This window comes from Aureliella helgolandensis (assembly GCF_007752135.1).
Taxonomy (GTDB): Bacteria; Planctomycetota; Planctomycetia; order Pirellulales; family Pirellulaceae; genus Aureliella; species Aureliella helgolandensis.
Map to the genome: position 1 here is coordinate 8116583 of NZ_CP036298.1, position 14929 is coordinate 8131511.

The 14929-nt window shown below is 56.3% G+C and carries 8 protein-coding genes; 4 read left to right on the forward strand and 4 right to left on the reverse strand.

What is annotated here, in order from left to right:
- Positions 1–35 precede the first annotated feature (35 nt).
- From Q31a_RS28635 to Q31a_RS28650, 4 genes are all read right to left on the reverse strand, one after another.
- A complete protein-coding gene (locus Q31a_RS28635) occupies positions 36–2783 on the reverse strand; it encodes a serine/threonine protein kinase (RefSeq protein WP_145085997.1) in 2748 nt (915 codons plus the stop codon).
- A gap of 472 nt (positions 2784–3255) precedes the next feature.
- Positions 3256–4335 carry a formylglycine-generating enzyme family protein gene (locus Q31a_RS28640; protein WP_231690984.1) on the reverse strand — a complete coding sequence of 360 codons (1080 nt, stop codon included), beginning with the start codon at positions 4333–4335 and terminating at the stop codon, positions 3256–3258.
- Positions 4332–5663, reverse strand: a complete 1332-nt coding sequence (locus Q31a_RS28645) for a DUF1552 domain-containing protein (protein ID WP_145086000.1) — start codon at positions 5661–5663, stop codon at positions 4332–4334. Before Q31a_RS28645 ends, Q31a_RS28640 begins: the two co-directional genes overlap by 4 nt.
- A 155-nt stretch (positions 5664–5818) precedes the next feature.
- Positions 5819–8401: a DUF1592 domain-containing protein gene (locus Q31a_RS28650; protein WP_145086003.1), complete on the reverse strand. Its 2583-nt coding sequence runs from the start codon at positions 8399–8401 to the stop codon at positions 5819–5821.
- Between the two features lie 575 nt (positions 8402–8976).
- On the opposite strand from Q31a_RS28650, the gene Q31a_RS28655 reads away from it, so the two are divergent.
- The 4 genes from Q31a_RS28655 to Q31a_RS28670 all read left to right on the forward strand — a co-directional run bounded on the left by Q31a_RS28655 (position 8977) and on the right by Q31a_RS28670 (position 14866).
- On the forward strand, positions 8977–10407 hold the full coding sequence (locus Q31a_RS28655; RefSeq protein ID WP_145086006.1) for a sulfatase-like hydrolase/transferase: 1431 nt from the start codon (positions 8977–8979) through the stop codon (positions 10405–10407).
- Positions 10408–10691: 284 nt separating this feature from the next.
- Complete coding sequence (locus Q31a_RS28660) at positions 10692–11984, forward strand: IS1182 family transposase (protein ID WP_145078684.1); 1293 nt, start codon at positions 10692–10694, stop codon at positions 11982–11984.
- Positions 11985–12683: 699 nt separating this feature from the next.
- Positions 12684–14195: a DUF3375 domain-containing protein gene (locus tag Q31a_RS28665; protein WP_145086009.1), complete on the forward strand. Its 1512-nt coding sequence runs from the start codon at positions 12684–12686 to the stop codon at positions 14193–14195.
- The gene (locus Q31a_RS28670; RefSeq protein ID WP_197355873.1) at positions 14192–14866 is read left to right on the forward strand and encodes a DUF4194 domain-containing protein; all 675 of its coding nucleotides are present in this window, start codon (positions 14192–14194) and stop codon (positions 14864–14866) included. Before Q31a_RS28665 ends, Q31a_RS28670 begins: the two co-directional genes overlap by 4 nt.
- Positions 14867–14929: the final 63 nt, after the last annotated feature.

Sequence of the window (14929 nt, forward strand, 5' to 3'; positions counted from 1 at the left end):
ACTTGCGGAAGGTCACTTTGCCACCGCAATCTTCCCTACAAGGGGGGCGGATTCACCAAGGCAACTCCAGGCTGAAACAACCCCTTGGTGACAGCCATGTCTTCGACATTGGCTTCGTATAATGGCTGTTCCGGCACTCCAGCCTTCTGCCACATGACCTGTGCCTCATTGCCGAGTTCATCGAACCATTCATACCCATTAACTTGAGCCTCGATGAATCCGAACTGAGCAATCCTGGTTTGTCCCGAGTAAACGTGGCAAATATCTCGAATATTCGCGTCGTACGCATTCTCGTGTCCACGCAATAGTAGCATATTAAAATTGCCATTCAAACTCGGCTGGGTTAGCCCGCGAATGACGAATTGCGGTTCCCCCTCCCGCGACCAATACGCGCACTCCTCACTGGTGCGATTCAGTCCCAATAGCGGTGCCCCCTCGCCAACATAGTCCAGCGATGCAAACCCTCGCTCATTCACAAACGTCGAATGGGTGCACATAAGCCGCACAAATCGCATTTGCGAATCGACGGCGCTCGGCCCCTTCACTTCGATCGTAGGACCACTGAGCACGACCAAGCTATTATCGATGCTGACCTCAAGCCGGTTTGCCAGATCGAGATTCTGGAATCCGATGAAGGCTGCTTCACCGCGGACCACACAATTCTTAGCGACGATCGTCAATCGGTTTGTTTCCGATACCCCAAGGCCCGACTTCAACACCTCCACAGACTCATTGGTCAGCAACGGTTTGGTGCTTCCACCTGACAACACCACAAACGTATTCTGGCGGCGGACATCCTTCTTGACTGTTACCGAACAATGCTGCAATTCCAGCGTGGAAGAGGCTTTCATGTCGAACACCGCTTGCTTGGAAATTGCTCCTGCTGCCGGTACATCCATGCGAAAAGCAACATCGGTGCAGGTTAACTGCGTATCGCGTAGGTTGAGCCACGCCATCCACGCGTCGCCATTGGTGGCCGCCGACTTTTGGGGCAATTCGAGGATGGCTGGGTGCACCAGATTTCCGCGAAGCTTCAAGACACCCGCGCCTAGATATACGGGCCGATCAACAACAACTCGACCTCGTATCTCGATTTCCTTGAGCGACGGGTCTTGGGCATACCTCTCAACCGCAGTGGCAAACGAGCTCTCCCATCGCATCGGCGCCACGTCGAAAGGCTGCTCGGAAGCCACCACCAAAACATCCACCGCCGCCCCACGACTCGCCGTCTGCCCTTCAGCTCCACTGGATGCTGCGTCTGGACCGGTTGCCGAAGTGGCCGCAGCATCCACCACACTTCGCTTCTCAGGAGTGGCCGATGCCGAGCTACCCGATGCGGGACTGGGAGCCGGCAAATTCGGCATTGCCTGCGGCGACTCGGAATGATCGTGCGGTGTCTCCTCCGACCTAGAACTCGCGATTCCACTTTCCACACCACCTTCAAAGTCAGGCAGAAAGTCATTCGATAAACTCTGCACGCTTTGCAGCCACAACGTGCTACCCAACAAAAACGCCAAGGCAACCATCCACGGCAGATTGGCTTCCAGGAGGGTTCGCTGCGCAATGCTGGGACTGACTAAGAACGTCCCAGGCGTTTGACTCCGTGGTAATTCTTCAATTTCTGCCAGCAGCACTAAATCGTTGATCAAGTCAACCGGCTTCTGATACCGATCGGCTGGCCGTTTGGCCATTAACTTCATCGTGATTTCATACAACTGGTCGCTCAAATCTTCGCGCCAAGCTCGTGGATCTGGCGGTGGTTGGCTACCATGATTCAAGAGCTTCTGAAGCGCTGTCCCCTCTGGAAACGGAGGATGCCCCGTCAGCAGAAAGAACAAGGTGCAGCCCAGCGAATAGAGATCGCTCCGCACATCTGCGTCTCTTGGATTGCGGGCCTGCTCCGGAGAGATGTAGTCGAAGGTCCCCAGCGTCACACCACTAGCCGTTGCATCCGCCGTAGATTTATCGAGCGACGTGTCGCGGGCAAGCCCCATATCAACGACTTTGATATGCCCATTGGCGGTTACCAATACATTCGACGGCTTGATATCACGGTGAACCACATCGCGTTGGTGCGCATGCTGCAAGGCCTCAGCCACTTGTCGGGTGTAGTAGACCGCATCGTCGACTCCTAAAGGGCCTTCCAGCTCGACGAGATCGCGGATATTCACGCCATCGATGAACTCGAAGACGATGTAGTTCCACTGTTCCGCCTCTCCAACATAGAAGACGCGGGCAATGTTGGGGTGATCCAAGCGGGCCGCCGCCTGAGCTTCCAGGCGAAAGCGTCGTAGCGTTTCCGGATCTCGCTTGGAAGCCGGAATGACTTTAATGGCCACTACCCGGTCGAGCCGCAGGTCTCGCCCGCGAAACACGGCTCCCATTCCTCCGCCACCAATCATCTGATCGACGGCAAAGTGATCGAGCTGGCGACCTTCCAACATCGCTGCCAACTCGGCCAGCGGCATGGAACGATAGAATTCGGCTGGACTGGCCACCGGACGCTGGCTGATGACCGTCATGGAGTCTTCGGCGACCGCTTCCAAATCAATCGCTCCACTTCCCGCTGACGTGGCATCCTCCCCCGCTCCACCCTGGAGATTCGTGAGGTGCGGGCCATCGTAGGCAACCGTTCGCGACGAACGCTCCTGCAGCTTGGCCGCTGGCGGCGGAACCTCATCGTCTAGAGCTGGAGACGATTGCGGCTCATCACCACTTGGCAATAATTCAGCATCCTCGCCAGACTCAGGATGGGATTGAGGATCTCCAGGTATTCTATTCATGTCGCACAGTTCATTCGCCCTACATTGAGCAGTATGCCGCAAGCAGCAGTTGAGTTTCTCCCACGCATCGCTCTTCCACCTAGGTTTGCCCCTCCGAGACACGCTGGCCTGGCTCCCAGGCCCTGCCTGGCAACGAGGAAGTCGACTCTGCCTGCCAACCAGAGAGTTCGGAGCAGACCGATCGTACGGGTCGGCATGTCGAGCGGCCTTGCCGAACCAGCCCCGACCAAGAGCCCTACCACTGCCCCTTCACCTTCACCTTCACCTTCACCTTCACCTTCACCTCCAAGGCAACAACCACGCACGCGGCCACGCGTGCCCCAAGCTGCCCCGTCGCGTCTCCCTTACCAGGATAAGTACCCGCCGGATAAGCGTCAAACTTCCCTTTGCCCCATCCGGGCTAGATATCCCTAATTAAGCCCCCAGCCGCTAAAGCCACGCCACCCAACCACTACAGTCCTCACAACCCAACTCACTCGCGCACCACGCGAAAGCCAAGATAGCTAGCCGCGTCCCCGGCTTCAGCAAAAGCCCGCACGGTCGAACGGCACTGGATGGGACTGACATACCACGACCCACCCCGCAGCGATCGCCAATCACCGTGCTGGTGCTGAGGCGTGTCTTCCAAAACTGCAAAATCAAGGATCGCTTCAGGGTTCTGCCGACTCCCACGCCGACGAGCATCATCCAACATCTCCTGATAGACCCCTGGGGAGTATTTGTCGCTACACCATTCCCAAACATTGCCATGCATATCGCAGATACCCCAAGGATTCGGCTTCCGCGATGCCACCGGAGCGGTATAGACGAAGCCATCCCCCTGATTCGGCTCTAAACCAACCACGCGCTGGCGGATCACCTCCTGCGGGAACATTTGATAGAGTGTTGCATCCGCAACATTCGCATAGGCATAGACTCTGTCGGGATCGTCGCCGCAGCTATAGCACGTGCTAGTGCCCGAGCGGCACGCGTATTCCCACTCCGCTTCACTCGGTAATCGGTATCGCACAACTTCCGTTTTGCTCAACCATCGGCAAAATGCATTCGCATCGTTCCACGATACGCAGGTGACAGGGTGTTCATCGGACTGCTCGAAGCCAGGCTGCCTCCAGTGACGCCCCTCGATCAATGAAAACCTATCCAGCGGCTCTGCATCAGGACAAAACACCAGCGCTGCGTCAGCGCGTTCTGCGTCGGTAACATACCCAGTGCTGGTCACGAAACGGCGAAATTGTCCCACAGTAACTTCAGTCTCTCCCAGCCAAAAGTCTTTAGTGATTCGAACCGGAAACTGGGGCATTTCAAGACCCGCATGAATTTCCAATTGGTACGCACTTCGCTTGTGGTTGGCCAATACGTCCTCCCGTTCGCGCAGTCCCATCTGGAATTCGCCCGCTACGATCCGAACCAACTTCATCCCTAGCGTATTCTGGATCGGCTCCTCGGCCTGCGCTGGCCAGGTCCCGCACATCAGCATGCCACACACCAGCCCCCAGAACACGCGCCCGGGCTGCATCAGCGGTTGAACTACCATCGAAAGTTGGAAGATCATGCCTGCACCAACTCCGCAATTACGCCACGACTGTCCTGAAACTCTCCACCCACGGGTACCCCCACTCGTTCCAACATGGTCTGCCACACAGACGCAAGTGGCTGCTCCGTGTCCAATCTCAGATGCCCCCGATGGCGAACACCGAGTCCCTGCCCTCCCGAGAGGATCGTCGGAAGATTGTCTCGACTATGCTCGAACCCCATTCCGCTGGAAAGCCCTAACACCGTGTGATCCAGCAACGAGCCCTCCCCCTCCTTCACTTCAGACAAGCGTTTCAGAAAATAGGCCCAATGCGTCATGTAGATCGCATCCACCTTGGCCAGTTCATCTAGATTCCGCGGATCGTTGCCATGATGAGAAAGCGCATGATAGCCATTGGACACATTAAACTCAGGATAGACTCCGCCAGAGAGCTCCTTACGGACCACATAGCTAACCACCCGCGTCGAATCGGTCTGAAACGCCAGCACGATTAAGTCGTACATCATCTTCGCATAGTCGTCGTAGAGGTATTCTCCGTTTCCTTCGGGGCCTTTCATCGGTTGCTCGAATCTCCCGTGTAGCCCATCAAGCTTTGGCTCCGATTTGGGACGGTCGGCCCATGCTATTCTGCGTTCGAGTTGCTGCTCCAATTCACGTAGACTGGTAAAATACTGGTCGAGCTGCTGTCGATCGGCTTGCCCCAGTCGAGCATTTACTTGCTTGGCATCGCTGCGAACCAGATCCAGCACCGACCGACGCCGGTTCAACCCTCCAACCTCGGCTGCGGTTTGCTCGGGCGAATTGGGACGAAACAAGCGGTCGAACATGGCCGTGGGATCGTTCTCAGCCGCCAGCGGAACTCCTTGTTCGTTCCACGATATAGTGGCCAGCGCTTGAGAGCCGTAGTTGGTCCCGCGATCAACCGATAGCTGCATGGAACTGAAGCGGGTCTCTTTTCCAATAACCTTGGCCGCAACTTGATCCGGACTGATCTGCTGTTTTTCCCCTCGCGCAATGGAGGTCGAGAAGGGATAAGCCCCTTCGTGCCCGCCACCTTCGGCTAAGTAAGTACCACTGAGCACGGTGAACTTTCCACGCATCGGCTCGAGTGGCTTCAAGATGCGGCTCGCCGTAAAATCCTCGCCTTCGTCCTGGGGAGTGAACTGACGCATGTTCATACCAGTCCCGAAGTAAAACATCCCCATTCGCGCCGGCGCACTGCTCACCTCCGCCCCCACCGCGTCGCGTCCAGGCAACATCGCTTGCAAGTAGGGGAGTCCCACGGCGGCGCCTGCCCCACGCAACAGAGTTCGGCGAGAGAGTCGGAACGGTTTCTGGTAACTCATGAGTATTCCTTGAGACGCTTGGCAGATGCGTATTGAGTAATGGTCGCGAATGGGTTGAGCAAGAAGGAAAAGGGGGCAAAACAAGTATGGAGCAAGGAGGGGACAGAGTCGATTCTGGAGGAAACGTCGCTTCGCTGAATTTCGGAAGGCCTTTCCTACTTCTGCAGGAAAGGGTCGCTAGATACGATCGCGTGAATCAGACTTCGCAGCGTGTAGTGGTGATCGGCCATGTGACTGACCAATGCATCGATCCGCGAACGGTCCGAGACTTCCACCGACCTGCCCGTCGCGTAGGTAAACATTTTCTCGGCCAGTCCCTGGGCAAACCGCTCCTCCTGCTTCAGGAGCAGTTGCTTGAACTCCGCCCAAGTCTCAAATGCCTCCCCATTCGGAAGCACGCCCGACGCATCGATCGTGGGACTATTGCTTCCGCGAAACCCCTCGCCGTCCTGCACTGTTCGCCATTGCCCAATCACATTGAAATTTTCTAACGCGAGCCCATAACAATCAATTCGCCGGTGACAGGCCGCACAAGAGGCAAGCTGCTGGTGCTGGATCAACCGCTCACGCACCGTCAGTTTTTCTCCTCGAATGTTTGGCTCAACTTCGCCCACATTGGGAGGCGGCGGATTCGGCGGATCGTTGAACAACACATTTCGGACGTAGGCACCACGGCTGACCGGCTTGGTCCGTATCCCATCCGATCCAGCCATCGCCACCCCAGCCATCCCCAGCAGCCCTCCACGAGGCGATTCGCTACTTAACTGCACGCGGCGAAAGTGATCTCCCTCCACGCCTGCAATACCGTACAGTTCCGCCAACGGTTGATTCAACATGGTCCAATCGGAATCGATGAATGCAATTGCAGATTCATCCCGCTGCAACACCTCTTTGAAGAAGGCCAAGGGTTCGGCGACCATCGCTTCCCCCAGCTTCGGCGTGTAGTCGCGATAGACGCGCTCACTCGGTGCAAAAGCCAAGATCGCATCGGTCTTCAGCCACTGCCGTCCAAAACCTTCGACCAACCCATCTACCTTGGGGTCGGCAAGCATCCGATCCACCTGCCGAACCAACTCACCGGAATCCCTCAACCGCCCCGCGCGGGCAAGATCGAACAATTCGTCATCGGGCATAGAAGACCATAGAAAATAGCTCAACCGTGTGGCCAACCCCCAGTCAGAAATCGCTTGCAAACTGTCGCGTTCCGAATTGGGCAAAGAGCTCGCCTCTGATTCGATCAGATAGAGAAATTTTGGCGAACACAGGACCGTCGCAAGGCCGTTGCGAACCGCTTGATTGAACGGCTCACCATCGGCAATCTCGGCTTTCACCCCTTCGGTAATGGACTCGACCTCTTCAGGCGACACCGGACGGCGAAAGGCGCGTCGCATCAAACGCTCAAAAATCGCGTCTACATACTCAGCATTCAAGACGGCCCCCTCCCCTCGAAACAAGAGAGCCTGATGGCTCTTGGGAGGCCACTGCTCATACAACGGACCTTCGCATTCGATCCAATCGACATACAGTTTTGGAAACTGACTTGTATCCGCAGATTCAGGTGTCGGTTTCGCCCGCGTCAGTGCTTCGAGCTGTTGGCGCGATTGCAGACGCAGCGCCGCCTCAAAGTCGTCTCGCTCCGCTGCCTCCCTCTGAGCTTGAAATAACTTTGCTCCTACGGGACTCGATTGTTGAAACGCAGAGCCGTTCACGATCGAAACCGAATACTCTCCGCACTTCGGGTCGCGCGCTGTCAACAACTCATACACTTGAGGCTCATCGGTGACATCCGATTCAATCAAGAGTTGCCGGTCCTGCTGCGGGTGCTGTTGACGCACCTGCATGCGTACCGGCTTTCCATCGGCACCGCGCGTCCCCCAGACGCGAACGCGAATCCGATAAAAACCGGCAACAGGAATCTCTTTCTTAGTGTCACCGTACTTCATCTCCCCAAACGAGCGAGTTGAGTGGTCCATCAGCAGGATGTCGTGCTCGCGACACTCAATGCCTGGATTCGCACATAGATAATCGATCGCCCTGTTGGCGGCGGTGTCCTCGAGCTCAAACCGTATTGTTTGCGTTGGGAACTCTGGTGGACCATCAACCACTGCCTGCTCAGCAAGCCGGGTCGCCAACTCAAAATAGTTTTCCAACAGCGATGGATCGACCATCAGTCCGGTGGAGACCTTGTCGAATCCGTCAACGGTTCCATCAGGGGGCAATAAATCCTGTGGACTCTCACCCGGTAAAAAGCGGATACTCAGCAAATCCCGAATCGTATTGGCGTACTCCGTGCGGTTCATCCTCCGCAATAGAGAACGTCCCCCCGAACCAACTCGGCGACGCTCTTCGGATCTCACCCCGGCTGCAATCCAATCGGCAACTTCCCCAAGCTGCTCGAGCTCCGGTGGCGGCTCTTCGGGGGGTGGCATCTGCCCAAGGTTGATCTGATCCATCACCTCCGCCCATCTCGCTGCCGACTCGGGGACAGAAAAATCGGGTTGCAATTGGTCCAAACGCAGACTAGCGTTCGCCTCCCCCTCTCCGTGGCAAGCGATGCAATGCTGGCGTAAAAAGGGCACAACGGAGTTCGTGTAGGTCGAAGCGTCATGCGCGACCGGCTTCCCCCCTGGATCTGCAGCATGCATGGGTGACAGTAGCGAAATCCACGCCAGAATCAGGGCTAGACTCCCATGTCCCCTGAGCTGACTTCTCCCATCGTTCCGAATTTTGGTGCTCATCCTGCAACTATTCTTATCGCTTATTGCCGTCTGGTCCTGCAAATACTGCCCTCTGCGTCTCTCTAGGATACTCCACTTGCGGGCCGGTTGTTGAACCCAGAATGCGAATCAGTCTCCTCGCCCCCCTCCGCCAAACCGGCCGAGCTCGCAAGTACGTCAGCAAGCTGCGCGAAGGGAGGGACAGAGCACCCCTTTGGTGTGCAATGCCTGCATTGTCAGGCCCATCCCTCGGAACATAGTGGTCTGCCCCCAGCGGGCCCGCTCCAGCTCGGCCCCTCAGCGAAAGAAACTTATTTATCCATCAAAGGTTGGCTCGCGAATGACGCGAACCGTAGCGCCGAGCCACCACGACTCGCCCCCACCTTCACTCGACCTAATTCACCTCAGTAGCGAGCAAACTGCTCGCTGCAATACGCTCACGATCTATCCACCACAGCCACCGGGCAATGGCCCATCCCGCCCGCAAGGGCAACCGATCGTGGTAAGATCGACCTGTTCAACCATGCGCATGCGCGACTGCATGCGATAGCTCGCTAGCGTTGCTAAATGTACCCACCTTGAGAGAGTAAATCCCCATGCTTCGATCCCCCTCCACCGCACAGCACACTGGTAGCCAACGTTTCAGCGTCCTCAGCTGCAACCCAGCACGCCTGCTCGCGATCCTAGTAGGTGCTTGCGTCCAGCTCGTTGGCGGGCAACCACTGATCGCCCAGACCGACAGTCGCCCCGATATCGTCTTGATCGTGGCCGACGATTTGGGCTGGGGAGACCTAGGCTGCTTCGGTGCCGAGGATCTAGAGACCCCATCCTTGGACGGTCTGGCTGCGCGCGGCCAACGCTGGACGAATTTCTACGCCAACTGCACCGTTTGCTCCCCCACGCGAGCTTCCATCATGACGGGCTGCTATCCAGATCGCGCAGGTGTACCTGGGGTGATTCGCACCCATGCCAGCAACAGCTGGGGCAAGCTGGCCAACCTCCCCACACTCCCCGAAGTCCTATCCAAGGCGGGCTACCAGACGGCCTGCGTCGGTAAATGGCATCTTGGCCTCTCCCCCGAAGATCATCCCCAATCTCGCGGCTTCGATTCGTTTCATGGTTTCCTAGGCGACATGATGGACGATTACTACACCCACCGTCGCCACGATATCGCCTACATGCGTAAAAACCGTACGCCCATCAATCCCGCCGGACACGCCACCAGCCTTTTTGCTGGCTGGGCGAACCAAGCCATCGACCGCATGGCAGACCAAGACCAACCCTACTTTCTCTACTTGGCATTCAACGCACCTCACACTCCCATCCAGCCGCCGGCCTCCGCGCTGGCCCGCGTCCAACAGCGTGCTCCGGAAATGCCTGAAACTCGCGCCAAATTGGTGGCCTTAATCGAAGACCTCGATGCTGCCATTGGTCGTGTCCTATCCAATATCGAAAACCGAGGACGTGACACGCTCATTGTATTCGTGAGCGACAACGGAGGCCAAAGAAATGTCGGTGCCAACAACGGTCCTCTGCGAGACGGCAAGGGATCTAAGTATGAAGGAGGTTTGCGTGTTCCGGCCATCGCCTGCTGGGACGGTCAGATTCCGGCCGGTTCCGAAACCCAAGCAATGGGCGTTACCATGGATATCCTCCCCACTCTGTGCGAAATTGCCGGTTCGCAAGCCCCAACCGGAATCGACGGACAATCCTTGACCCAATGGGCACAACATCCCAACGCCCCCCAAGACCCGAGAGAGGTCTACTTTGTCCGACGCGAAGGAGGCAATGCCTATTCCGGTTTAACGATCGAAGCCTTACGCCAAGGGGATTGGAAGCTGGTCCATAACTTCCCGACCTCTCCCTTTGAATTGTTCAATTTGGCGACCGACCCAACGGAGTCACAAGATCTGTCCAGGAAGCAACCCGCCAAACTGCGCAGTCTGCAGAGCGCTCTGCGATTGCACATCCAACGTGGCGGGCAAGTCCCCTGGCAACCGATCCCCCAGAAACCTACCGCTCAATAGCAGCGCATCAAGCCAGTCGCAGGTGCGTTTTACCAAGAGAAACTGCAACCCGCTGCGTCAGCAAGGAGAGTCGACTGACAAGCGGTCAAGCATGCGGGGAACTACCCGGGGTCTTACCTCCAACTGCTGAACCAACCACTCATCCTCGCTTACGCGTCGGGTTGCGTTTTTACGATCAACAACCACCCCATGCACCAGCATACCCCCCCTCATTGCAACCCGCTTAGGCTGTGAATTTTTAGCCAAGTGGTTTGCAAATTAATTTTAGGCGCTACAACTATAGCATGAATACTCAAAAACCATCGCAGCTTGCTCGTGTTTCCCGCCCCCATCGTATTCAAGTGGAAATGCACATGCTTTCACTTGAAGATATGCTTCCGCGCGACCATCGTGCTCGCATTGTCTGGTCGTTTGTCAAAACGTTGGACCTAGAACCTCTGTATGAAAAGATCGTTGTCACCAAGAGCACCGTTGGCCGCAATAGTATTGCGCCGGAGATACTGGTTTCACTGTGGCTTCTGGCAACCTTGGATGGCATCGGCACAGCCCGAGAACTTGGTCGCCGATGCGAGACGGACATAGCCTATTTATGGACGCTCGGAAATGTCACGGTCAATTATCACACGTTGAGCGACTTTCGAGTGGAGAACGGAGCATTCTTGGAGAAGACGCTCGTTGACACGGTTGCCTCGTTGGTCGCCCAAGGTCTGGTGCCCCTGGAGACCATTGCCCAAGACGGAATGCGCGTTCGGGCTAGTGCAGGCAGTAGTTCGTTTCGCCGCAAGCCGACGCTTGAGTCATTGCAGCAGCAGGCTCAGGCTCACGTAGATAGATTGAAGAAAGAATCCGAGAACGAATCCGATCGTTCCGATGGAGACGCACGTCGCCAAGCGGCAGTCGAACGAGCATCGCGTGAGCGTCAAGAGCGATTAGATGAGGCTTTGCGACAGTTTGAGGAGCTTAGTAAGCAGCGCGAGTCTCGGAGAAAAGGTGACGGCGAAAAGACTCGCGTGAGCACTACGGACCCTGACGCCCGTAATATGAAGATGGCCAATGGTGGCTTCGATCCGGCCTTCAACGTCCAGTTCGCAACCGATGCTGACTCGCGAGTAATAGTCGCTGTCGATGTTATCAACTCGGGAACTGACAGTGGCCAAATGGCACCAATGCACGAGAAAGTGTGCTCAACTTACGACAAGACACCCAAGACGCAATTGGTCGATTCCGCTTACGCAACCAAGGGCGATGTTAAGACCGTGGAGTCTAAAGGGACCGAAGTCGTCTCCACGATCCCCCGTGGATCGGTATTGGAAAGCAAAGGCAAAGATCCTCACGCGCAGCAACCTGGCGAAAGCGACGAATACACAGCGTTTCGCGCGAGAATGGCCAAAGAGGAATACAAAGAGCTTTACAAGACGCGCCCGTCGGTTGCCGAATTTCCCAATGCGGACTGCCGCAATCGGAACCTTCGGCAATTCAAAGTTCGAGGACTGGTGAAGGTCAAAGCGGTAGCGCTATGGCATGCCGTGGCCTTTAACTTCACACGCATGGTAAACCTGGGGGCCTTGGCAAGCTAAGCAGTTGCAAGGCAACCGCTTGGTTGAGAAATAACACAACTCGAAGAGATGAGCATGATGGACACGAGCTAACTTGCTGGCCAACAATCCGACCAAGTAAGACTTTCAGCCGCCAATTCGAAAAAATTTCGTGGTTGGAATACCAAAAGAGTCCGTTGGTGAAAAAACTTCACAGCCTAGCTGCGTCAGCAAGGAGAGTCGACTGGCAAGCGACCAAGCATGCGAGGAACTACCCGGGGTCTTACCTCCAACTGCTGAATTAGCCACTCATCCGCTTACCGGGCTGTTGATTTAATAGCAATTTGAGTTTTAATGCGGATATAGCATCCCTAATTGTCTGGTAGCGGAGGTTACCTTTCCTTGCTCACGCGGCGGGTTAATATTTCAACAGCCAGTTACGCGTCGGGTTACGATGTTTACATTCGACCGTACTGCGGATTGCGTTAGGGGCTTGAGACAGGAGGGGCTCAGTGCAGCACCACTGCGGCAACCTTACGACCGCATCTACGGGAAAAACCGCTGATCAAACGAAGAGACAGCCCCCTCCTCAGGGAACAGCGGTAATTATTCGACCACTAAACGCACTTTTGAGACCTTTATCTTGATTCGTGGACCAAACGTGTCAACATGGAGTGTTAGCGTTCAAACGGCCCCTCGCCCTCCGCTATCAACAGCCTCCGATTTGGTGCTTAACACCGTATGTCCTCAACTCACTTCATGACCACCATGCACCGAGACGCACTGCGGACGTTCTTCGATGCATCCCCGACTGCGCGCCTGCTGCGCTCAGACCTGGCTCCCCTGGTAATTGACTTTCTCAATCGCACTTTCAAGGCGGGCGAATCCATTTCGATCGGCCAGACCGAACTGCGAGTCATGCTAGCCACCTACCAAGAAGAGCTGCACGAGATTGAGCCCGAGGTAATGCGAGGCCCGCCGCAGCGCTATGCTACCCAGTGGGCCGAAAACGGCTGGCTCAGTCGTTTTCTGGAAGCCAGTTCGATTGAACCGCAGTATCAACTCACCCGTTATGCCGAAGAGGCAATTCGCTTTGTCGATTCGACACTCTCCAAAGGCAATAGCTTGGTGGGTACCGAGAGCCGCCTACGGCTGGTCATTGAGACGCTGGAGGACATCGTCCGCGGCGCCTCTGCCGATCCCAACCGCCGGCTGGAGTATCTGAAACTCCAACGCGTTGCGATCGATGAAGAGATTGCCGCAATCGAGGCGGGAAAATCGGTACAAGTCTACCGTCCCTCTCAGATACGCGAGCGTTTTCAAACGGCCATCGATCTCCTTAAAGCCTTGCAGAGTGACTTTCGAGCTGTGGAAGAGCGTTTTCAGTCGATTACCCGTGACGTGCAGCAACAGCAATCCACCGGCGATAAGACGCGGGGGGGAATTCTTGGTTTTGCCCTCGACTCCGAAGATCTACTCAAACAGCAGGATGAGGGAATCAGCTTCTTTGCCTTCGTCGCTTTCCTCTTTTCTCCAACCCAGCAAGCCGCCTTGCGGAAAAACATCGAAGAGGTGCAGCAGCTGTCGGCACTGGCAGAGGAGCACGAATCATTGCAGCACGTCCGCCGCATGATACCTGCCCTGTTGGCCGAAGCTGACAAAGTCATGAAAACCACCGCGAGGCTCTCGGGCACCCTGCGCCGCCTGCTCGACGCTCAAGCCGCCGCACATCGCGTGCGCCTCGCGAACGTACTGCGCGATATCAAACAGGCCGCTTTAGAATTGCGTGGCCAACCGCCAGCCGACGGCGTTCTATCCCTCTCAGCCGATGCGGGAATTGCTTCCCCGCTTGCCCGAACCTTTTGGAAACCCCGCGCCACCTTCGACCCACAGACCCCCGAGGAGCACGTCGTCGACCTGTCGGCGCTGCGCGACGCTGCCAGCGCGCTTGCTCGGCTAACTCGCCTCGACTTCCGTCGCTTGCGTCGCACGATTCGCGATGCGACCTACCAAGGCAACTCCGTTCGCTTGGCCACGCTGCTCGAATCCACCCCAGTCACCGGAGGTGTGGTGGAGCTGCTGGGCTATCTCCAAATTGCACATGATGACAAGCACGAAATCGATTCCACGCTGATCGATACCATCTGCATCCTAGAAACGCGTCACCGCGACCGATCTCTCCGCGTTCGCGTTCCCCGCGTTACCTTCAACCCCAAAGCGGTTACCACTCGACCTGGCCGGAGGCCCAAGTGAATCTTCCCAACAACTCATCGTCTGACACCGATTTCCTGCTCTCGGGCCGAGAGCAAGCGTACCCACCGCCGGTCGAGTGGAGCGGAGTTGCAGTCCGCCTCTTGCAAGGTGTGGTCTACCACGATGACAGTCGAAATGTGTGGGAAACGTTGCTGGCCAACGTCTCTCCCTTGACCGAGTATTTTGGAAAACTCGGCTTACTGCTGGTGGTCGATGAAACCGATGCGATGGCCTACCTACGGCAACCGGATGATGAGGAGGTTCCTACAGAATACGATCCCGTACCACGCCTGTTCCGTCGCACCCCCCTGACCTACGAAACGACCCTGCTGTGTGTCTTGCTACGCGATGAATTGCGACAATTTGAAGAGGAGGATGTCCAGAACGAGCGGTGTGTGATTTCGCAGCTAGATTTATTGGCGGTGTGGCAAGCCTTCTTCCCTGAGCAAAACGATGCTGTCAAGCTAAATCGCACCCTAACTTCCGCACTTCGCAAGCTGGAAGACCTCAAATTCGTCCGACAGTTTGAGAAAGAGCCGCCCAGTTGGGAAGTCCGACGAATCATCAAAGCTCGCCTTCCGCTGGCCGATCTGGAACGCTTGCGACATAGCTTGGTCGCCGCTGCGCAGACCGCCGCTCAAACTGACACGGCGACCGAAGAAGACTCCTAAAACGCCAACGGAAAATCACACCATCGCCCCCTCCTCTTCCCCTAAAGTGCTTTCAACCTCAAA